Genomic DNA, 21,841 nt, shown 5'->3' with positions numbered 1-21,841 from the left:
AATGTTAAATTCCCCGTTTTCCCCTTGGCCTAGCTTTACTCAGCAAGAAGCTGACGCAGTAAGTAAAGTTGTACTTTCTAACAAAGTAAATTACTGGACAGGTACAGAAGGGCGTGAATTTGAAAAAGAGTTTGCAGCTTGGACTGGTGCTGAATATGCGATAGCACTTGGTAATGGCACATTAGCGTTAGATATTGCGTTGAAAGCATTGAACGTTGGCAAAGGAGACGAGGTTATTACTACTCCTCGTACTTTCTTAGCTTCTGCAAGTAGTATTGTCACAGCGGGAGCTGCACCTGTATTTGCCGACGTTGACTTAAATAGCCAAGCTATTACTGCTGAGTCTATTAAAGCGGTTTTAACACCTCAAACAAAAGCAGTTATTGTGGTGCATTTAGCTGGGATGCCTGCTGAAATGGATGCAATTATGGCCCTCAGTCAAGAGTATGGCTTTTATGTCATAGAAGACTGTGCTCAGGCACATGGTGCTAAGTATAAGGGTCGTTCAGTTGGTACTATAGGCCATATAGGTGCTTGGTCATTTTGCCAAGATAAAATTATGACCACTGGTGGTGAAGGTGGAATGGTTACTACAAACTCCAAAGACCTATGGTCAATAATGTGGAGTTATAAAGACCACGGTAAAAGCTTTGATGCCATTTACAATCGTGAACATCCCCCGGGATTTCGCTGGTTGCATGAGAGTTTTGGCACTAACTGGCGTATGACAGAAATGCAAGCTGCAATTGGTCGTATTCAACTTACTCGTATGTCTGACTGGACAGCTAAAAGACAAAGCAATGCTCAGGCTATAGATCAAGTTGCAAAAGCTTTTAATGTGGTACGTATAGTGCGCGTGCCGGATTATATTGAACATGCAGAGTATAAACATTATTTGTTCGTAAACCCTATGGCGCTTAAAGAAGGCTGGACAAGAGATCGCATAGTCGATGAAATCAACACACTTGGCGTGCCTTGTTTTCAAGGTAGCTGCTCAGAAGTTTACCTAGAAAAAGCCTTTGATAGTACGCCTTGGCGACCAGTTAGGCATTTACCTAATGCGGTTGAGTTAGGTGAAACTTCTTTGATGTTTTTAGTTCACCCAACACTCACAGCTGAAGAAATCAGCAAAGCTTGTGCTGTTATTACGCAAGTACTTCACTGTGCATCAAAATAAAAAGTGAAGGGTGCAATCGTATCCTTCATATTTCCTCCAAACATTTTTGCTATTTTTGTGTATATATAGAACATGCACTAAGCTTAATTTCGACTGTGGTTTTGATTTTAATAGGAATAAAAAAGGGAACTCAATGGATAGTTGGTTTCGTGTTTTGCTAGGTGCTTCTCGTAGCCATAAGCGTCTAGTTACTTTAGCGTTAGATTCGGTATTTATTATCTCTGCCTTTTGGCTTGCGCTTATTGTAAGGCTAGATAGCGTTGCGCCTTTAGCTGTTATAAAAAATTGGTTTTTATTAGTTATTCTTTTACCGGTAAGTTTATTTATTTTTGTGAGGCTCGGGCTTTACAGGGCTGTACTGCGCTACGTGGGTGCCAATGCAGTGGGGGCTGTGGTGTTGGGTACTGTCATTAGTACTGTGGTATTAGTTATGGCTGCTTTTTTTACTCAAACTGCAATTCCGCGAACTATGCCTGTTATTTATGCTTGGTTAATGGTGTTGTCATTAGGAGGGTCGCGTATTTTAGTAAGAGCGCTTATATGGCGTTTAACTGCAGTGACAAAAACCCCTGTTGTTATTTATGGTGCTGGAGATGCTGGCCGCCAATTAGCAACGGCGCTTTCAACTGGCCCTGACTATTATGTTACTGCGTACCTTGACGATGATCAGTCTAAGCACAATGCAATTATTCAGGGTATTCCGGTGGTAGCCTTTGATGAAATTTATAACTTAATTGATAAAAAGCGAGTTAAAAAGGTGTTGTTAGCTTTGCCCAGCGTACCTCGCTCACGTCGTAAAGAAATTCTCACTAAATTAGAAAAGCTACCGCTTGTAGTTATGACTGTACCCGGTATGGCTGACGTAATAGATGGCAAAGCCCAGCTTGATGAGATTAAAGAAGTTGAGATTGAGGATTTATTAGGGAGAGACCCAGTCTCGCCAAGGTCTGAACTGTTGGCTGCTAATATCACCAACAAAGTTGTTATGGTGACAGGCGCTGGCGGTTCAATTGGATCGGAGTTATGTCGCCAAATTATAAAAAACTCGCCGCAAAAATTGGTCTTGTTCGAAGTATCTGAATTTGGTTTATACAGCATAGAAAAAGAACTAAGTCAGTTGGCGTATAGCAAAGACGTGAATGTAGAAATTGTGCCAGTGATGGGCTCTGTGCAGCGTATTAACCGCATAGAAACTTGCATGAAAGCATTCGGTGTACAAACCGTATACCATGCTGCGGCTTATAAACATGTGCCGTTGGTTGAGCAAAATGTAGTTGAGGGTGTACGCAATAATGTGTTTGGCACTTACCATACGGCTAAAGCTGCGATAAATGCAGGTGTTGAAACCTTTGTGTTAATTTCTACAGATAAAGCGGTTCGCCCTACTAATGTGATGGGGGCGACAAAGCGAATGGCAGAGTTAGTTTTGCAAGCTTTAGCTGATAGTAAACTAACCTCAAAAAATACACGTTTTTGTATGGTGCGATTTGGAAACGTTTTGGGTTCAAGTGGCTCTGTGGTGCCATTGTTCCGCCGTCAAATTAAAGAGGGCGGCCCTATTACCCTTACTCATAATGATATTACGCGCTTTTTTATGACTATACCTGAGGCTGCACAACTTGTGATACAAGCGGGGGCCATGGGTAAAGGCGGTGATGTATTTGTGTTAGATATGGGTGAGTCGGTTAAGATAAAAGACTTAGCGACCAAAATGGTACACTTGTCTGGCTTAGAGGTTAAGTCTGAGTCTAACCCTCATGGTGATATTGAAATTAAATGCACAGGTCTGCGTCCAGGTGAAAAGCTCTACGAAGAGTTACTAATTGGCGATAATGTAGAAAAGACCACTCATCCGCGTATTATGACGGCTAATGAAGTGAAATTATCAACGGCCCAAGTAGAAGTGTTTATGCATGAAATGGATATAGCTTGCCATAACTTTGATCATGAACGCATTCGTATGTTGTTATTAGAGGCCCCTACTGGGTTTAATCCTACAGATGGAATTTGTGACTTGGTTTGGAGTGAGAAGCGACTGAAGCAGTCTGAAGTTGACAAAGAGATTAAACAGAAGGTAGTAAACCTAAGAAATGTTTAGAGAGTGAAGTATTTACTCTCGTCTTGTTAAACCAATACTGAAATGTGTACCAAGTTAGGCTAGTGATATGAGTTTTCTGAGGTTTAATTGGTTCTGCAGGGTTGGGCTTTGGCACGCTTCGATATAGGATAGCGTTATAATTAAGATAGCTTTAGTGGAAGTTTATGTTGCTTTTACTAGAGTAGTTTAAAAAATTCAAAATAATAATCGGTCTGCGTACATGTTAAAAATAAAAAATGTTATTGCTGGGAGTATTGTACTTGCCAGTATGCCTGCTTTGGCAGATACCCTAGTAAATAATTATACCTCTTATGCTGGTTACACGGGATTAATAAATACCCCCACTGCTGAGGTGCTACAAAAAGGCAGTGTTGGCTTCGGTTATAACAACCAACTTGATTTACGCGGTGCTGAGTATGTTGACGGGCATAACTTTATATTCGCTGCAGGCGTATTTGATGGGCTTGAAGTAAGCGGTATGATTGCCTCTAGTACGATGCATGATAACCTATTTCGATTTAAAGAAGAAAAGCAAACCCGTGATTTGTCTTTCAATCTTAAATACCAACTACCTTTCATTCCAAAAGATTGGTTTAACCTAGCTATTGGCGGTAAAGACCTTGGCGGCGCGGCTAATAATTATGAAACCTATTATATTGTGGGCTCGCGCGAATGGAATGACTTTAGGTTTTCTGCGGGCTTTGCAGTAAGTGATCGTGCAACTGGGCAAATGGACGGTGCATTTGCTGGTATTGAGTGGCAGCCACTAGATTGGTTTGCTCTTCAAGTAGAACATGATGCAGAAGCCGCAAATGCAGGCGTGCGTTTAACAGTGCCAAAAGAGTGGATTTACGATGTTGGTACTTTAACCTTCAGCGGTAAGCTGTATAGCAACACGGATCATGCAGAAAAAGACACTTTTTTGGGGGTTGACTTTTCAATGCCATTATTTGAAAAAGCCCAGTTAAACGACCCAACAGAGGCAGCGCCTGCACCTATTTTAAGCAATCATAAAAAGCGAGAAGCGGCATTTAAGGCACATTATCAAAAGCAACGTGAACTTGCACAAAAGCCTCTTACTGATGCCAAAAAAGAGGTCTCTGAACGAGACAAATTTAGTAAGTCACTCACCTTGCAAACTCGTGAACTTAAAAACGCGTTAGTTGATGATGGTTTTGAAGCAGTGAGTGTTGGTTTTAACCGCGACCCACATATTGTAGTTAGTTTTGAAAACTTTGTATTTAATCGCAATGATATTGATGCCATTGGTGTGGTGCTTGGACGTATTGCCGAGCATGTTGACGAAGCAAATGCCAAATTTAGTGTGCAGTTATTAAATCGTGGTATACCAATGTTATCAATACGCGGTAATGTTGATAATTATCGTGAATTTATAAATACCAGCGTTACGCCAGATATGGATATTCGACGCGGCGAAATGGAACCTTTAGGTAGTGTGTCTTGGGTAGGAATGCCAAATGCCAATAGCCCTTATTTTAAACCTCGTTTAACTATTGGCCCTGCACTAAATCAACGCACGGCAACTGAGTTGGGAGTGTACGACTTTTCATTGGCTGTTAAGGCAGACCTTGATTTACCTATGTGGTACGGTGGTGGTGTGAGTGTCAGTGCTCAGTCGGAAGTAGCCAATACCGACGACTACGAAACAGGTAAACCATTTGGTCGATTAGCTAAAAAAGATGGTGTAACGCAGGCGACTATTTACCAAACTCTTGCTTTACCGTATGGCATTTATAACCAGACGCACATAGGCTTTTTTAGAGAGTTTAATCAAGATTATACAGGTATAAAAAACGAAACCGTTTGGCTAAGTAATAATGGTCGCCATCAAATTAAAGCGGATCTTGCCTATTTAGATTACCAAGACTACGACTCAGACCGAGACTATCAGGCGGTGTCTTATCGATATAATTGGATTGAAAAAGATGTCAGTTTTCATGCCACGGCTGGCAGCTTTTTATATGACGATAACGGCGTCAAATTAGAAACGCGCTTTTGGTTTGGGGATAGCTATATATCGGTATTTGCGCAAGATACTGATGTGCAAACAGCAGGTATCGCTTTTAGTATTCCACTTACACCACGTAAAGACATGGCCCCTACTCGATATGGGCAAATAACAGGTAATAAAGCTTGGCGTCATAGCGTTAGTACACGCATAGGCGAGTCAAAAAATGCGGTAACAATTGGCCGTGCTGAGCAAGTACAAACGTCGATTAATATTGGTAATACTTTTTTAAATCAAGGTAGACTGTCGAGCAGCTATATTTATGGTAATTTGGCGCGACTACGTGACGTTTACTTGAGTTACCGTTAGTAAAGGCAATATATTAAAGTTGCATTCATGTAACTTTAATATAATTAAATAACTGAAAAATAGCAGGTTGAGGTGTTTTTTATAAGCCGACACTTGTATAATTAAAGAACTATCCGTATCCTACTTTGATGTTAATTAGATTTTAAAAGTATCATACTTTACGGTGGTTCTTAAATCGGTATGAAGCATTGAGACAGGGTATGCATTAACAATACGGCGATTGATGCTATGCAAATTTGTAAGTACTAAAACCTATTTGTGGGTATTATTATCATCAATCAACAGAAATAAAATTCAGTTTTTACTTGAGTACAGTATTCTATGCTCTGTTATTACTGGAAATTACTATAAAGTTTTCTATAGTATAATTTTGATTTACAAACTGTGTGGGAGTTGTCTGGGCTCTTGCGAAAAATGGAACAAGGACTAATCATGCTTGCTAATAAAAAATCACTACTGGCGATGTCTATCGCTGCCTCACTAGCGTTAACGGGTTGTTTTAGCGACAACGACAATAACGTTAAAGTTGACCCACCAACACCACCAACACCAACTGAACCGGTAGTCGTTGCGCCAGATGCGCCAACAGCACTAGCATTGGTTGTTAATGCAAACGTTGTTGATCGTAATTCGTTAGATGTAGTACCTGCTATGGTTACATTTCTTGAAAGTGGTGTTGCATCTGAAAACATCGTTGATGTAGACGGTGAAATGCTGACAACTGTAGATGCGACAGATGGTAGTGTTGCATTTACGAAAAAAGACGGCTCAGAAATAACTCAAGTAACAGTAAATGTTACCGCAGAAGGTTATATTGGTAAGAGCTTTGTGGTGAGCCTTGCAGCTGAAGATGGCGTATCAACTGTTAACAGTTTGTTGGCGTTGTCTCCAAGTAACGGTGGTGGTGTTGCAACAGAAGTCGTTCCTGTAACATTGAATGATGATGGTTCTTCAGCTGAGCCGATAGTAGCAGAAACAGCGGGTAAGTCAGGTGCAAGTGCTAATGTGCCTGCAGGCGTCATTTTGCGTGATGCAGATGGTAATGCGGTTACAGGTGCTGTGTCTGTAAGTGTGAGTGGTGCAGATGCTTCTACAGGTGCTGCATCGGCGTTAGTACCTGAGGGGCTTAATAGCGCAGGCGCTGCAAACTTAGATAAACCAGTTGGTGTTGCAAATATTTTAATGGCAGACAGCACTGGCAAAAAAGTTAAACAGTTTTCTGATCCAATTTCAGTTTCAATGGCTATCCCGGCAACAACCATGCTCAATGGGGAAGCCATTAAAACAGGTGACATGTTAAGCCTTAAATCTCACGATGAAGATACTGGTGTTTGGACTAGTGAAGAAAACATGGTGACTGTTGGTGCTTTAAATGCAGAGAGCCAGACTTATACCGGTACTTTTGAAACTAACCACTTAACATTCTTTGCATCAACGACCTCAGTAGGGGTTTGTACCAATTCAATTGGTATTACAACGTCTGGCGATGCAGTACCAGCAACAGGATTGTATGTAAGTATGTCATCATCTGATGCGACTGCAAGTGGCTTTATACCGGCAGGTTCTACTACAAGCCAGCTTGTATCAGCTGCGAATGCGAGTTTATTTGGTATTAGCGCAGGTGCAAAGGCAAATGTTAGAGTTTACGATGCTGATAACCAGCCTTGGTTCCAAAGTGATGGTGAAGTAGATATTTGTGGTACGGTACCAGCTACTTTAGCAAACCCAGTGCAACGTGTTAGCGAAAACTTTACTGTGAGTGCAGTTTGCTCAAATGATGCGACTCAAACCATTGACATGAGCAATGCGGTTGTTCGCTATAGCCTAGGTAGTAAGAGTAAGTCACTTGCAACTAGTCAAGGTGGTGGCGTGTTTACGTTAAGCAACCTAGCTCTGGCTGATGCTGATAATCCAGTTGCGTACACCCTGTTTATTAACCCTCGAGTTGCACTAGCCAATGGTACTAAAAGTGCAACAGTTGACATTACAGCAGATGGTACTGATGAATCACTAGCAGAACCATTGCAAGTTACATGTCAAACGACTACCGGTGGTTAATCGCTACTAGTATTTATTAAATACTTGAAAAAGCCGCTTAAAGCGGCTTTTTTATTGTTTGAGTGTGTGAAACGGCACCGTGGCGTTTAACTATGGCGTTCAATAAAACGTTGCCAATGTACGTTACTATTGATAACCCGAATGGGAGCAATTATTTTTTTTAGCTGTAATCTTTCTTGGGGTTGTGTCAGCGCATCGTCTTTTAGCCCCATCAAATAATGAAATGCAGGCTTATTAGCTCGTTGAATCGCGGCGATACGAATTTGTTGTTCAAAGTTTAATCTTAGGCTACTGATTGCGGTTTTAAGGCCTTGTTGATCTATATTTGGTAAGCCACATTTTTGTAAATACCCTAAGCGTTCACCTTCACCTGAAAACCATATTCTTACTTTTTCGCTATATCGTCCTGATTTAGAAGGCAAATCAAACAGTAAACGCTGTTGGCTTTGTGATTCTACATAGTGAATATATTGCTCAAGCCCTGCTTGCCATAGCGCAGTATGAATTGGCACAAAGCGAGGTTGAATTTTTCCATGAGTGTTAAAATTAAAGCCTTTGATAGAACCTTGCGTGACAATATCTGCTAATTGTAAACTGCCAATTTCATCACTGTAAGCGCCGCAGTAATAGGCAAGTAAAGGTAGCCAAAAGTGCCAATGCTTGGGCTGTTCTCTAGGTTGTTTTTCATCGCCATAAATATAACCATTAAACAGAATATGCAGTTCCATAGCAGAAAAGGCCCTTCGACCTAAATGAGATTTCATGCGTACAGTGCTACTCCTCTGATGTATAAGTGTTTAGTTTAACGCTTTAGAAATGCGGCGCATAGGGTTATAGCGCTTTATATGGCAAACGGCAAATACAACATGGCTGCTTATTGCTCTATCAGGTATACTATGCGGCCAAGTTTATTACCAACTAACCTTTATTTAATCGCAGGCACCAATATGACCGTAGCAGATAGTCATTTTCGACGTTTTTCAGTAGCACCTATGCTGGATTGGACTGACAAACACTGTCGAACATTTCACCGTAAGCTGAGTAAGCACGCGGTACTGTATACTGAAATGATCACAACCGGTGCTATTTTGTTTGGTAAAGGAGATTACTTGAGCTTTGGCGAGCATGAGATGCCAGTGGCACTTCAGTTAGGCGGCTCTGATCCTAGCGCGCTTGCAAAGTGCGCCAAAAGAGCAGCTGAGCATGGTTACAGTGAGATAAACCTGAATGTAGGTTGCCCATCAGACCGAGTGCAAAATGGTCGTTTTGGTGCCTGCCTTATGGCTGAGCCTCAGCTTGTGGCTGAGTGTGTTGCTGCGATGAAAGCACAGGTAAAAATACCCGTTACGGTAAAAACACGAATTGGTATTGATGAGCAAGACTCCTATGGGTTTTTAACAGCACTGATTGAAGCTTCTGCTAAAGTAGGGTGTGACGACTTTATCATTCATGCTCGCAAAGCATGGTTAAAAGGCTTAAGCCCAAAAGAAAATCGCGAAGTACCACCGCTTGATTACCCAAGAGTATATCAACTCAAGCAAGATTACCCCGATTTACATATTAGTATTAATGGCGGAGTGAAAACATTAGAGGACAGCTTACACCATTTAGCGCATATTGATGGGGTGATGATTGGTCGCGAAGCATATAGTAACCCTTTTATGCTTTCACAAGTGGATGAGCTTATTTATGGCGATACAGCGTTCACTCAAACACGCCATGAAGTCGTTCGCAGCATGTATGACTATTTTGAGCAGCAAATGTCGTCGGGTGCTAATTTTTGGCATATTGCTCGTCATATGTTGGGGATATTTCAAGGTCAGCCGGGCGCGAGGGGTTTTCGCCGTCATTTATCTGAAAATGGTCATAAAAAAGATGCTGATTTGAGTGTGATGGAAAAAGCGTTGAGCTTCGTACATGAAAAGTGAAGCTGCTTGCAAAAATAAATGAAAAAAAGCCGCATTTATGCGGTTTTTTTATGGCTAAAAGCACCATTATTTAGTTTTTTTAGCCATAATTAAGTCTTGTTATGTTACTGCACCTTCTCAGTATTATTGGTTAAGTTTATGTTTTTTAATTTCTTTTTATCTTTGGCACAAAGCTTGGAATAAGAAGTTAAACCAACGCCAATGCAAAGGAGCACAACATGGCCTTAATTAACCGAATTGAAGACTTGATAAAATCTGAAGTAAACGCATTTTTAGATAAAGCAGAAGACCCGCAAAAGCTTGCCGCGCAGTTAGTTATTGAACTCAGTGACGCGTTAAGTGAATGTCGTAGTACCGCAGCAGCCATTATCTGTGAACAAAAAGCCTTAGAACGTCGTCAAGCTAACCAAGCTAAGCAAATAGAAGTATGGCAACAAAAAGCAGAGCATGCGTTGCATAAAGATCGTGAAGACTTAGCCAAGGCCGCTTTATGTGAAAAACAAAAGTTAGCCGATGCTCAGCAATCATTAATGGATCAAAAACAAACGCTAGATGAAACGCTCACTAAATTGCGGGTTGATGCAGATAAGTTAGCCAGTAAAATTCAAACACTCAAAGCCAAGCAACAGCAGTTATTGCGTGCAGACCGAACGGCCAATGCGCGTATCAAAGTACGTAGTACATTGAATAAACAAGATGTTGAAAACGTACTGTCACGTTTTGATGAACTTGAGCATAAGGTGGAGCGTATAGAGGCTCAGGTAGAAAGCTATGAACTAGGTCAAAGCGCAACGGCACAGCAGTTTGAAGCGTTTGAACGTGATGAAAAAATTAACTCGGCACTTGCCAGCCTTAAACAGAAAATGCAAAGCACCAGTGCACCAGTTGGTGCCTAAGGAGTAAATAATGAGTATTTACCAACACAAAAAAGCATGCTTTCGTGATTTACGAAATAAAAAACTGGCGGGAGTATGTGCAGGTATCGGACTGCACTTTGATATTCCAATTTGGCTGACTCGTGTTTTAACGGTATTGCTTTTTTTGAAGTTTCCGTTGTTTACGGCTTTAGCATACGGTATTTCATACGCAGTATTACCGAGTAAGGCTTAATAGGAGAGTATATTATGAAAACCGCATTTCTAGTACTTATCGCTCTGTTAGTTTGCTCAACGCTCTCTTGGCTTAATTCGCCCTTAGCATGGTTGAGTGTACCTGATTTCGTGCTGCAGTTAAGCTGGGTTGGGATGGAGTTATTTACGGTACTCATCGGTATTATCGCTTTTATTGCGGTGGTCGCGTTGCTGGGAATGGGGTTAATTGGTGCGATATTAGTGGTGCTCATTGGGCTAGTGTTAGCGCTTCTATTTAACTCCATTGTTATTGTTTTTCCACTATTACTTCTGGTAGGAGTTGGCTGGTTAGTGATGGAACCTGCCTCTAGTTATTAACACATTTCAGTCTTAATGGTTGGCGCGCAACTGCTTAATTCATGTTATGATTTAAGCAGTTATTGCTATTTTCAAGGAAAGTATATGTTCTTAAAATATCTAGGTGCGTTTGCGGTAGTGTTAGTTGTTAGTATCCCGTATTTAGCTCGTGCCGAGCAAGAAGGAGCGCACCAACATAATGAGTCAGATTTACAACTCAGCGATGCTTACATTCGTCAGTTTATACCCGCGGCCAAATCTACCGCGGCTTATTTCTCTGTAGCTAATCACTCTGATAAAACTAGAGTGTTAAAAAAAGCCACCATTTCCAAAATAGGTCGAGTCGAAATTCATGAGCATATTCATACAGAGGGTATGATGCGCATGCAGCAAGTGAATGAGTTAACGCTTTTTGCACATAAAACTATCAACTTTCAACCCGGTGGTTATCACTTAATGGCATTTGACCCGGCTGAACACCTTAAAAAAGGTGATAAGCTCACTTTAACGTTATACTTCGCAAACGGTGAGCAACTACAAAGCCCAATTAAAGTTGTCTCTTTACGTGATGAAATGAGTCAACAAGGGCATGACCACTCACAACATAAACATCATTAGGAGCCGTTATGCAGCAACACATAGGAAAGTTTTTTGGTGCACTAGGTGCTGTTATTTTTTTAGGTTATTTACTGGCTATATATTGGAGTGTTGAGCCAGATAAATTTGATGTTGTGGCTCGTGCCACACAGCAAGCACAAAACAATAATGAGCAAGTAGTGACGGGTTATGTAACAACTAATACATTAATTAGTGTGAGCGAAACGTTATTGAATAAGCCCGGTGGTTATTTATCAAACGATATGCTGCCGCCGAGTGTAATAATGGATAATATGCCTGCTTGGGAGTACGGCGCACTGGAAATGATTAGAGATTTGGCTTTATCAATGCGTAAAGATTTTAGCCGTTCACAATCACAATCTACAGAACACCAAGCTTTGAAGATGGCTCAGCCGCAATTTAATATCAGTTCAACGGCTTGGGCATGGCCTAGCGCAGAAGGTGAGTATCAGGCAGGCATTGACTACTTAAAAGAGTATCGAGCTAAAATTGCCAGCACTTCTGAACGCGACAGTCAATTTTACGCTAGAGCCGATAACTTAAGAGGTTGGCTCAAAGAAGCTGAAAAACGTTTAGGGAGTCTTAGCCAGCGTTTGAGTGCAAGCGTAGGGCAAGATCGAATGAATACTGATTTAGCAGGCGATAGTGCCGCTAATCAAGCCACTTATGCGCCTAGCCACAGTGAAATAAAAACTTCATGGTGGAAAATTGACGACGTATTTTATGAATCAAGAGGTGCAAGCTGGGCATTGCTGCATTTTTTAAAAGCGGTGGAGCATGATTTTTCTGATGTTTTAGCGAAAAAGAACGCAACTGTTAGCTTGCAACAAATCATTCGTGAACTTGAAGCAACTCAAGAAACTGTTTGGAGTCCGGTAATTTTAAACGGCAGTGGCTTTGGATTGGTTGCTAATCATTCGCTAGTAATGGCAAACTACATATCAAGAGCAAACGCAGCTCTTATTGAACTCAGTGAACTTTTAGCGCAAGGATAAAAAATGAAAAAGTACTGTATCGCAGCCGCACTGTCGATGGCTTGTTTAGCACCTGTTGCACAAGCAGACACGTTACTTGGCTTATATTTAGGAGCCGAAGGGTGGCAGGCTGATAATTCAGGTAACTTTGCTGAAAAAGGCAATGCACAATCTTTTAATTTTGATGACAAAACCTTCTCCAGTTTCTATGCCGCATTGGAGCACCCAATTCCTTTAGTGCCCAATATAAAATTACGTTACACCGAGTTGGAGCTTGATGGTTCAACAACGTTATCTGAAACTTTTGAATTTGATGGTAAGAACTTTACCGTAGGAACAACGGCTAACACCGTTACTGATTTAAACCATGTTGATTACACGCTTTATTATGAAGTTTTTGATAATGATTTAGTGTCATTCGATTTTGGTATAAATGTTAAACAGTTTGATGGTTCAATTCAGTTACAGGGTACAGTAGCTGGTACGCCAACAACTGAAGTACGTGATTTTTCAGGCATCGTACCCCTTGGTTATTTACGTGCACAAGTAGGCTTGCCCATGACTGGGTTTAGCGTGTTTGCAGAGGGCAGTATGCTAGCAATTGATGATAGTAAAATTCAAGATTATCAAATAGGTGTGGCATGGGAAGTTATTGGCAGTTTAGCGATGGATGTGTCGTTACGTGCTGGATATCGCTCTATGGTTTTAGAGCTTGATGATGTTGATGATATTAGTACCGATATAGACGCGTCAGGCCCTTTTGCAGGCGTTGAAATTCACTTTTAAACTGCATAAAGCATGTGCTTAAGTGCATAGTTAAATTGAAGTGACCCAAAGACAGTTCTTGTACTTCTTGTGGGTCACTTTATAGCTGTGTGTTTATATCGAGTCTGCAAAATCTAATTGACGCCAAGACTCATAAACAAATACCGCAACCGCATTTGATAGGTTCATACTTCGGCTATCTGCTTTCATAGGAATACGCAGGCGCTGATCTTCTGGTAATGAGAAAATAATATCCTCCGGTAGGCCGCGTGTTTCTGGACCAAAAAGCAAACAATCTCCTACTTGGTATTGTGGCTGATGGTGATATTTAGTGCCCTTCGTTGTACAGGCAAATATGCGTTTTGGCTGACATGCTTTTAGGTAATCATCAAACGAAGCGTGACGTTTTACGTGGCTAAACTCATGATAGTCTAAGCCTGCACGTTTTACGCGTTTGTCATCCCAATCAAAACCCAGTGGCTCTATCAGGTGTAATGCGTACCCCGTGTTGGCACACAAGCGAATGATGTTTCCCGTATTAGGAGGGATCTCAGGTTGGTAAAGTACAATATCTAACATAATCATCTCGAAAACTTTTCAGTGTTCAGTATAACTAAATGACACCATATTTGGGAAAATTTAGAAGAGGTTTTGTGCTTTATATGTCATCAATATTTCACTTCATTTCAGTAAACTGTACACTGTTGAAATTATTTAAGACTAATCTATTTTAATACTAGCTCCATGTGTAGGAGAGGATTGCTTTTTTAATTACGGCAAAAAATTATTTTTAGAACAAATGAATAGCAATTTTTACCTTGTTACGGGCTTTACTTACTTGCATCATTTAAACGCACTTAATTAAGCAAACAGGTATGAAACATTAAGACTGTGAGGGAAGTGTGAAGCTAAGTTATGCGCAGTTAGTGCGTTTTTCGAGTTTATTTACCATGCTGATGGTCGGTTTGATGATCGTTACTAAATGCTGGGCGTGGTTATCTTCAGGTAGTGCCGCTATGCTGGGGTCACTTACTGACTCTTTGTTAGATATTAGCGCATCTTTGATGAGCTTTTTAGTGCTAAGTTATGCGTTACGACCTGCCGATGATGACCATCGTTTTGGCCATGGTAAGGCTGAAGCACTTGCTGGGCTCGGACAAGCTGCATTTATTGCAGGTTCAGCATGTTTGTTGGCTTTTCACGGTATTGAGCGTCTCATTAACCCTGTGGTGCTAAAGCACTCATTGTTAGGAGTCTGGGTTAGTTTGTTTGCTATTGTGTGTACGCTTTTGGTGGTTATGGTGCAGTTTCAAGTAGTAAAACGTACTCAATCAATTGCTGTTAAAGCCGATTCATTACATTATAAAGGGGATATTTTACTCAATATTGCCGTATTACTGGCTATTTTACTGTCTTATTATGGTGTTATTTATGCTGACCCTATCTTTGCTATTGGCGTGGCAGGTTATTTGCTCTATAACTGTTGGGATATTGCCAAAGAAAGCGCAGCTCATTTGATGGATAAAGAACTTCCAGATGATGAAAAAGCCGATATTATTATGTTAGCGTCGAGTCATGATGATGTTTATGGTGTGCACGACTTGCGTACTAGACAAAGTGGCAAGGTTAAGTTTATTCAGCTGCACTTGGAGTTAGATGATGATATGCCGTTGATGCGAGCACATACGGTTAGTGATGATGTCGTGGCGATGATCCAACAAGCTTTTGAAGGTGAGCTGGATATATTAATACATCAAGACCCTGTGTCTTTGGCAGTTAACCCCAAGCTATCACAAAACTGATAGAATTCGCTAAGCACAGCATGGCGAATTTCATCTTTTTCGCACAATAGTTCATGTTTTGCACCTGAAAATACCTTAAGGTTTGCGTTTGGATGAGCGTGAGAAAAACGAATTTGAGCATGATTGTTGACGACTTCATCTTGCTCAGCACTGGCAATAAATAAAGGCGTTTGAATTTTTAAATCGGGTAGGTTTGCGATAAAGCGAAATGTTTGGTTTAGCCATCCAAAGCTCACGCCACCTAAGCATAATTCGGCTTCGCTTTGATATAAAGCGCGAAAACGTTGATAACGAGTCGGGCAGTGAGTTAATTGGTTTTCGTGATACGGTGTATTCACGTAGTTACTTTGGCCAAATGCGTAACGCTTACTAAGCCCTAACCAGCACGCTATTTTTGCAACCCATGTAGCAAGGCGATAGGGGATATTATGGGTGTAAATATCAAACATTGGTGCAGATAAAAAAGCGCCACTGATGGTACTTGGGTAACGTGATAAGTAATCACAACTAATAGCTGCCCCCATTGAATGACTAAGCATAAATAGTGGCCCTTTTTGTTGGGGCATCACAAGGTTGGTGATAAAAGTATTGAGGTCATCAGCATAATTTGAAAATTGAGTTACATGCCCGACATGTGGATTGGTTAGCAAGCGCTCAGATAGCCCTTGTCCAATATGATCATAGGTAAAAACTGCGATATTGTTTTTTGCCAACTCCCACATCAATTCTTGATACTTCCACGCAGATTCAATTCGGCCATTGACTATAACAACACTGTAATTTGCTGTTTTAGGAATATGATAAGCATAAAACAGCCGTCCATTTGAGCCATTAAAGTAGCCTTGTTGGCAATGCAGCCAGTGTTGCTTTATCGCACTATTGTGTTGTGCTAATTGCGCACTGTTACTATAAAAATTCATATAGGTAATGTAATTGTGACAGTCAAACCTTGCGGCTGGTTGTGTTCAAATTCTAAAGTACCATGGTGCGCGAAAACTGCACGTTTAGCAATGGCTAAACCAAGGCCAATACCACCACTGTCTCTGTTTCTTGATTGGCTAGTACGAAAAAATGGTTGGCAAAGCTGCTTAAGTGATGCATCCGATACACCCTCACCATCATCACGAATTACCAGCACCAAGGACTTTTTAGTTATCGAAAATGAGAGGTCGATTTGTTGATTCGCATACTTGATGGCGTTACGTAGAACATTTTCAACGGCACTACTGAGTAATTGGCCATTACACATGAGTGACATCACAGGCACTTTCGCAATATTTAATACTTTATGGCGTTGCTCGGTTTCAAATTGCGCATCGAGTAACAAGTTATCTAATAATGTTGCTAAGCTTAATTGTTGTAATTGTAGGTTTTGTTGGTTATGTTCTAATCTAGATAGGGTAAGAATATCGGCAAGCATTTTATCTAAGCAATGGGCTTCTTTTTCAATCCGAGTTAAGTAAGTTAGTAGGTGCTCGCTCGCATGCTCTTGCGCTAAAGCATTGGCAAGAGTTAACCGTGTTAAAGGTGAGCGAAGTTCATGTGATACATCAGCTAGTAGTTGCTTATGTGTATTTACGCTCTGCTCTAACTTATCTGCCATATGGTTAAAGTCGTGCATTAAAGTGGTTATTTCATCATGGCGGTGTTTGGGTATATTAACGCGCGCGGCTAATTCACCTAAGGCGAGTTTATTGGCGCTGCGCCCAAGCGCATTCAATGGTGCAACTAGGCGGCGGCTAAATACAATACTCAGCAATATGGATGGTAATAATACTGCAATTGCTTTTAGCCAGAACGGTAGCATTTTGATGCGCATTAACCAAGGTGACTCACGCAAAGGCTTAATCTGATACATTTGGTATTGTTGACCCTCTAATGAAATAGGAAAAGGGCCATAAGCAAAGTAGCGTTCAGTTGCGATAAATAGCGGCTCGCTGGTGGTGTTAAAATGCAGCAAAGAAAGGTCTAAATCATACTTGTTTGGGGTTGAACTGATACTTTGTTCTATATTTTCATGAACTAAATACAACCATTTATGTTGGTTAAAGCGCGAATGTGTAATTACTTTCATAAGCGGTTTTTGTTTAACGTTAACTAATCGCTCTATGTTGTGGCGTAGGTGAATCATCGTATCACGCAATTTACCTTTTAAGGGTTTACTTTCTAATTGTTCTGGTTGTAGCTGACTAAGCGCTACCAATAATAACAAAATGCTTATAATGGTCAGCCAAAAGCTTAAAAAAGCTTGGAAAAATAGGCCTGAAGGTCTGAACTTAAAATTGCTGAACTTTTCTTTTAGCATTACTTTATTGCGCCAAAAAAACATAGCCACTGCCTCGGATAGTTTGAATGCAGTTAGCATTATTATGTCGTGCTATTTTTTTGCGTAAGTTGCTAACATGGACATCAATGGAGCGATCAAAAGGTGCTAAGCGGCGCCCTAAAACATGTTGGCTAATAGTATCCTTTGTGACCACTTGCCCAGCATGTTTCATCAACTGATGTAGCACAGCAAACTCAGTGCCAGTTAGTGTGAGTTCATGTTCAAAAACACAGACCCTGCGGGCCAATTCATTTAATGTGACATTGTTAAGCGTTAACTCAGATGTTTGACTGCTGGCTTGTTTAATGTAATCAATACGTCGACCAATTGCGTGGATTCTGGCAAGCAGCTCACGGTGATTGAATGGTTTGGGTAAATAATCGTCAGCACCGAGTTCTAGTCCAAAAATCCGGTCAAAGTCATCGCCTTTAGCTGTAAGCATAATAACGGGCGTAAGGTGGGTTGCTCGAAGCTTTTTAAGTACTTCAAAGCCATCTAATAATGGCAGCATAACATCTAACAAAATCACGTCATAATGCTCGTTGGTTGCATAAAGTAGCCCTTGCTCACCGTCGTATGCTTGAAATACCTCGCAGCCTTGAGCTGTTAAGTATTCCGATAATAAATCGCTTAATGTGTGGTCGTCTTCAATTAATAGCAGCTTACTCATAACAACATTCATTCATAGTCCATAACTCAAGTTTACCTTGCTAAATATTAAATTGCAGATCTTTACACAGTCTTTACATAGCTTTGCGTTGCTTTGCACCTAACTGGTTAAGCTAATACGGAACACATTAATATAAAGGGCAATATCATGAAATCAACATCAGCAGTGGCAGTATTAATTTTGAGCACAAGTTTATTCTTTAGCGCCTTGAGCCAAGCAGGTCAAGGTAGGCACCACAGCGAACATTTCTTATTATCAACAAAAGCGGCAAATAAGCTAAATTTGAGCGAAGATCAACAAAGTAAAATAGCTAAAATTGTTGCAGAGAAAAAGCGAGCAATGAAAGCGCTAAAAGCTGTACGAGGTGAGCATCAAGGTGATTTTAAAGCCTTAGTTGAAAGCGATTATTTTGATGAGCAACAGGCTCGAACATTAATTTCAAAAACCAGTGGAGTAAAAAATGATGCATTACTGGCTAAATTAAAAAGTAAGCAGCAAATATGGCAAGTACTTACACCGGAGCAACGAGAAAAGCTCGCAAAAATAAAAAACCGTAAAATGCAAAGGCACTCTAAGTAATAGCTTAAAGCATACTAGGTGCTCTAATGGGTGCACTAGCGCCCATTTAGCGAGTTAACTTTAATTGGCTTAATTAAAAAAGGACTCATCATTTTTAGCGAGCATAGCTTCAATATCTTCGATCATTTCTTGCTGATCTTGAACACTCATTTGCGTATCTGAAGTGACTGCGGTTGAAATTTTATTGTTCTCAAATGACCATTCCCCGAGATCGATTAGTTGACATCGTTTGGAACAAAAAGGCCGATTTGGGCTTTGTTCAGACCAAGTAACACCTGCTTGGCAGGTTGGACACTTAACAACTGTGGGCATAAATAGCTCCGCTTTAAAATTTGCCCACAGTGTAATTAAAATCATAGCTAGATACTAGGGTCTGTTGATCTTTGCTGTGTGTTTTTGCAGTAGTCATTCGGGTATTTTGGCAAGGCAGAACCTGCGTCGCATAGTTATTCTATGTAAGTCAGGTGATAACGTAGAAAAAATGCTCGAATGGCGCTGCCCAAAGGGTTCAACCAAAGGCTTCCACTACTTTGTCATTCGCAACTGACATAAATTATTATGCTGCATTACTCATTTCGCGTAATGAAAGCCTTTGATTTGAACAAAATTCATACCTCAAAGATCAACAGACCCTAGTGGCTGATTACTTTGAAGTATTAAACTTGCTTAATACACATCTACGACATAGCAAAATTAATAACTTGTCACACGGTTAATCTCGCTTAATGATGTCATGCCAGATGCCGCCTTTTTGAGCCCAGAGGTTCTTAAATTGGCAAACCCCAGTTTATTTGCAATTTTAGCTATCTCTTGTGAGTTACCACCAGACATGATCAGCTCCGATATTTCAGGTGTGATTTTGACTATCTCGTAAATACCCACTCGACCTTTATAGCCATCAGTACAGTGTTCACAGCCTTGTGGAGTGTAAAGACTAATATCATCAAGGTGCTCAACTGCAAAGCCTTGTTTTAGTAATTCGTCTTTGGGTAATGTTTCAGGCGCTTTACAATGATTACATAAGCGGCGAGCGAGCCGCTGCGCAATAATTAAGTTGACCGAGCTGGCAACATTATATGCTGGTACGCCCATATTTAATAATCGAGTCAGTGTTTCTGGTGCTGAATTAGTATGTAGCGTACTCATTACAAGGTGACCAGTTTGTGCCGCTTTGATGGCAATTTCAGCTGTTTCTAAATCACGTACCTCACCGACCATGATGACATCAGGGTCTTGGCGTAAAAATGCTTTGAGCGCATTGGCGAAAGTCATATCGGCTTTGGGATTGATCTGAACTTGGTTTATGCCTTCTAGGTTTATTTCTACCGGATCTTCTGCAGTACTGATGTTTCGCTCAGGCTTATTTAAAATATTGAGCCCAGTGTACAAAGAGACGGTTTTACCTGAGCCTGTTGGTCCGGTAACAAGGATCATCCCTTGAGGTTGATCTAGCGCATCTAAATACATTTGTTTTTGTTCAGGTTCATACCCGAGTGCATCAATGCCGATCATTGCGCTTGATGAATCTAAAATACGCATTACGATTTTTTCACCCCATATAGTCGGCATGGAGCTAACACGAAAATCAATGCTTTTACGCTCTGAAATTTTTAGCTTAATGCGGCCATCTTGAGGTTTACGCTTTTCTGAGATATCTAGACGTGACATCACTTTAATACGTGCAGCTAGGCGTGTTGACAAAGCAGTTGGAGGGCTTGCCATCTCATGTAGTATGCCGTCAATTCTAAAGCGTACTCGGTATTTGTGCTCGTAAGGTTCAAAGTGTAAATCTGATGCGCCTTTTTTAATCGCATCCATCAAAATCTTATTGATATATACAATGATTGGCGCGTCGTCGTTGTCTTTTTCTTTATCGTCACTTTTTTGCTGTGACTGTTCATCTTCTATATCTAGATTGCCGAATTCTTTAAATTCATCTTCACTGAGAGCTAAGCCACCAGAGGAATCAAACAACTGTTCGATTTTTTTCTCTAATACCTTGTGATCGACAACCACCACATCACATTGCAAACCCGTACTAAATTCAAAGTTTTCAAAAGCACCATAATCTGTCGGATCTGAGGCGGCGATATAGAGTTTACGGCCTTTTTTATGTAATGGTAAAACATGATGCTTACGAATTAACTTATCATTAATTAAACTATCAGGTACTTGAGTAACGTCAAATTCGTTTAAGTCGAATAAGGGGATGCGAAATAAATCTAAGCACTGTTCTGCGAGCTCAGCACTGCTGATACCACTGCATAAGCAAATTAGCTCTGCTGTAGAGTGTGCGTCACGTTGCTTGCTTTTAACTTGCTCTGGCGTTACGCGTCCAAGCGTAATGAATTTACGCAACAACGGTGAATGATTTTCCATAGGCCCTCAAACATATCAGCTACAGATTAATATTACTTTAACTCGTTATAAATTAACTTATGACCTCAATAGAGCCCGTGCAAGTTAACCACAAGTTGAATGATTTAATGCAGTAGAAACAAAGTTTTGGTGTAATATTTCTAATTGATTATACATCTCAGTTAATGATTTATCATTATTTAGGATGGTATTTGCACGTTTTAGTTTCTCTGCGCGAGACATTTGTGCTGCAATAATTTTTTCTACTTGCTGCTGAGGTACACTGTCACGCTCAGTTGTGCGAGCTAACTGAGTATGCTCAGGTACATCAACGAGCAAGGTATGACTGCATAAAACGTCGAGTTTATTTTCAAATAGTAAGGGGGCCGATAGCACGACATATGGCCCTTTCGCGCTGTGCAGTTGTGTTATTATTTCTTCACGAATAAGTGGGTGTAAAAGTTGCTCAAGCCACTGTTTACTGTGTGAGTCTGAAAATATAATGTGGCGAAGTTTCGCTCTATCTAGCGTACCATTGGTTTGTAAAATTTCTTTGCCAAACTTATCAACAATGGTGTTTAAGCCAACACTCCCCAAAGCAACTACTTGTTTGGCAATTACATCGGCATCGACAATGGTAATGCCTTTTTTGGCAAGCATATCACTGACCGCTGTTTTACCTGCGCCAATTCCGCCTGTTAGCCCTAAAATCCAGTTGCTCAT

Annotated in this window: 21 protein-coding genes; 13 read left to right on the top strand and 8 right to left on the bottom strand. The window is 40.7% G+C overall.

Annotation, left to right across the window (positions count from 1 at the left end; all coding sequences use genetic code 11):
- Nucleotide 1 precedes the first annotated feature (1 nt).
- The 4 genes from OCI93_RS09065 (at nt 2) to OCI93_RS09050 (ending at nt 7,671) form a co-directional block, all read left to right on the top strand.
- Nucleotides 2-1,177 carry a DegT/DnrJ/EryC1/StrS family aminotransferase gene (locus OCI93_RS09065; protein WP_261591923.1) on the top strand — a complete coding sequence of 392 codons (1,176 nt, stop codon included), beginning with the start codon at nt 2-4 and terminating at the stop codon, nt 1,175-1,177.
- A 133-nt stretch (nt 1,178-1,310) separates the two neighbouring features.
- Nucleotides 1,311-3,275, top strand: coding sequence for a polysaccharide biosynthesis protein (locus tag OCI93_RS09060; protein ID WP_261591924.1), 1,965 nt, complete (start codon nt 1,311-1,313; stop codon nt 3,273-3,275).
- Between the two features lie 220 nt (nt 3,276-3,495).
- Nucleotides 3,496-5,613: a YjbH domain-containing protein gene (locus OCI93_RS09055; RefSeq protein WP_261626243.1), complete on the top strand. Its 2,118-nt coding sequence runs from the start codon at nt 3,496-3,498 to the stop codon at nt 5,611-5,613.
- A 432-nt stretch (nt 5,614-6,045) separates the two neighbouring features.
- Nucleotides 6,046-7,671 (top strand): hypothetical protein, encoded by a 1,626-nt coding sequence (locus OCI93_RS09050; protein ID WP_261626242.1) that lies wholly within the window; start codon nt 6,046-6,048, stop codon nt 7,669-7,671.
- A gap of 86 nt (nt 7,672-7,757) precedes the next feature.
- Here the strand turns inward: OCI93_RS09050 and OCI93_RS09045 are convergent, their stop codons facing one another.
- A complete protein-coding gene (locus tag OCI93_RS09045; RefSeq protein WP_261626241.1) occupies nt 7,758-8,435 on the bottom strand; it encodes a site-specific integrase in 678 nt (225 codons plus the stop codon).
- A gap of 183 nt (nt 8,436-8,618) precedes the next feature.
- Here OCI93_RS09045 and dusA point away from each other — a divergent pair, with 183 nt between their 5' ends.
- From dusA to OCI93_RS09010, 7 genes are all read left to right on the top strand, one after another.
- Nucleotides 8,619-9,599 (top strand): tRNA dihydrouridine(20/20a) synthase DusA, encoded by a 981-nt coding sequence (gene dusA / locus OCI93_RS09040; RefSeq protein WP_261626240.1) that lies wholly within the window; start codon nt 8,619-8,621, stop codon nt 9,597-9,599.
- 218 nt (nt 9,600-9,817) lie between these two features.
- The gene (locus OCI93_RS09035) at nt 9,818-10,495 is read left to right on the top strand and encodes a PspA/IM30 family protein (RefSeq protein ID WP_261591928.1); all 678 of its coding nucleotides are present in this window, start codon (nt 9,818-9,820) and stop codon (nt 10,493-10,495) included.
- 10 nt (nt 10,496-10,505) lie between these two features.
- On the top strand, nt 10,506-10,709 hold the full coding sequence (locus tag OCI93_RS09030; protein ID WP_261626239.1) for a PspC domain-containing protein: 204 nt from the start codon (nt 10,506-10,508) through the stop codon (nt 10,707-10,709).
- A 14-nt stretch (nt 10,710-10,723) separates the two neighbouring features.
- Complete coding sequence (locus OCI93_RS09025) at nt 10,724-11,047, top strand: hypothetical protein (RefSeq protein WP_261591930.1); 324 nt, start codon at nt 10,724-10,726, stop codon at nt 11,045-11,047.
- Nucleotides 11,048-11,131: 84 nt separating this feature from the next.
- The gene (locus OCI93_RS09020) at nt 11,132-11,644 is read left to right on the top strand and encodes a copper chaperone PCu(A)C (RefSeq protein ID WP_261591931.1); all 513 of its coding nucleotides are present in this window, start codon (nt 11,132-11,134) and stop codon (nt 11,642-11,644) included.
- Between the two features lie 8 nt (nt 11,645-11,652).
- Nucleotides 11,653-12,639, top strand: a complete 987-nt coding sequence (locus OCI93_RS09015) for a DUF2333 family protein (protein WP_261626238.1) — start codon at nt 11,653-11,655, stop codon at nt 12,637-12,639.
- Between the two features lie 3 nt (nt 12,640-12,642).
- Nucleotides 12,643-13,404 (top strand): TIGR04219 family outer membrane beta-barrel protein, encoded by a 762-nt coding sequence (locus OCI93_RS09010; RefSeq protein ID WP_261591933.1) that lies wholly within the window; start codon nt 12,643-12,645, stop codon nt 13,402-13,404.
- 93 nt (nt 13,405-13,497) lie between these two features.
- Here OCI93_RS09010 and trmL read toward each other — a convergent pair whose 3' ends face one another.
- On the bottom strand, nt 13,498-13,962 hold the full coding sequence (trmL, locus tag OCI93_RS09005; protein ID WP_261626237.1) for a tRNA (uridine(34)/cytosine(34)/5-carboxymethylaminomethyluridine(34)-2'-O)-methyltransferase TrmL: 465 nt from the start codon (nt 13,960-13,962) through the stop codon (nt 13,498-13,500).
- A 371-nt stretch (nt 13,963-14,333) separates the two neighbouring features.
- On the opposite strand from trmL, the gene OCI93_RS09000 reads away from it, so the two are divergent.
- The gene (locus OCI93_RS09000) at nt 14,334-15,185 is read left to right on the top strand and encodes a cation diffusion facilitator family transporter (protein WP_261592167.1); all 852 of its coding nucleotides are present in this window, start codon (nt 14,334-14,336) and stop codon (nt 15,183-15,185) included.
- Here the strand turns inward: OCI93_RS09000 and OCI93_RS08995 are convergent.
- Genes OCI93_RS08995 through OCI93_RS08985 form a run of 3 tightly spaced genes read right to left on the bottom strand, consistent with a single transcriptional unit; the run spans nt 15,137 to nt 18,181 of the window.
- On the bottom strand, nt 15,137-16,105 hold the full coding sequence (locus OCI93_RS08995; RefSeq protein WP_261626236.1) for an alpha/beta fold hydrolase: 969 nt from the start codon (nt 16,103-16,105) through the stop codon (nt 15,137-15,139). The two genes, OCI93_RS09000 and OCI93_RS08995, sit on opposite strands and share 49 nt — an antisense overlap.
- A complete protein-coding gene (locus OCI93_RS08990; RefSeq protein ID WP_261626235.1) occupies nt 16,102-17,514 on the bottom strand; it encodes an ATP-binding protein in 1,413 nt (470 codons plus the stop codon). Before OCI93_RS08990 ends, OCI93_RS08995 begins: the two co-directional genes overlap by 4 nt.
- Nucleotides 17,495-18,181 carry a response regulator transcription factor gene (locus tag OCI93_RS08985; RefSeq protein WP_261626234.1) on the bottom strand — a complete coding sequence of 229 codons (687 nt, stop codon included), beginning with the start codon at nt 18,179-18,181 and terminating at the stop codon, nt 17,495-17,497. The genes OCI93_RS08990 and OCI93_RS08985 overlap by 20 nt, the downstream gene beginning before the upstream one ends.
- Before the next feature lie 147 nt (nt 18,182-18,328).
- On the opposite strand from OCI93_RS08985, the gene OCI93_RS08980 reads away from it, so the two are divergent.
- Nucleotides 18,329-18,760: a Spy/CpxP family protein refolding chaperone gene (locus OCI93_RS08980; RefSeq protein ID WP_261626233.1), complete on the top strand. Its 432-nt coding sequence runs from the start codon at nt 18,329-18,331 to the stop codon at nt 18,758-18,760.
- A gap of 69 nt (nt 18,761-18,829) precedes the next feature.
- Here the strand turns inward: OCI93_RS08980 and yacG are convergent, their stop codons facing one another.
- The 3 genes from yacG to coaE form a co-directional block, all read right to left on the bottom strand.
- Nucleotides 18,830-19,072, bottom strand: a complete 243-nt coding sequence (gene yacG / locus OCI93_RS08975; protein ID WP_261591939.1) for a DNA gyrase inhibitor YacG — start codon at nt 19,070-19,072, stop codon at nt 18,830-18,832.
- A gap of 381 nt (nt 19,073-19,453) precedes the next feature.
- Nucleotides 19,454-21,139, bottom strand: a complete 1,686-nt coding sequence (gene pilB / locus OCI93_RS08970; protein ID WP_261626232.1) for a type IV-A pilus assembly ATPase PilB — start codon at nt 21,137-21,139, stop codon at nt 19,454-19,456.
- 84 nt (nt 21,140-21,223) lie between these two features.
- Entirely contained in the window at nt 21,224-21,841 is a 618-nt protein-coding gene (gene coaE / locus OCI93_RS08965; protein WP_261626231.1) for a dephospho-CoA kinase, read from the bottom strand.

This window comes from Pseudoalteromonas holothuriae, assembly GCF_945859825.1.
GTDB lineage: Bacteria > Pseudomonadota > Gammaproteobacteria > Enterobacterales > Alteromonadaceae > Pseudoalteromonas > Pseudoalteromonas holothuriae.
The sequence above is the reverse complement of the archived record's forward strand: the minus strand, read 5'-3'. Positions and strand labels throughout refer to the sequence as shown.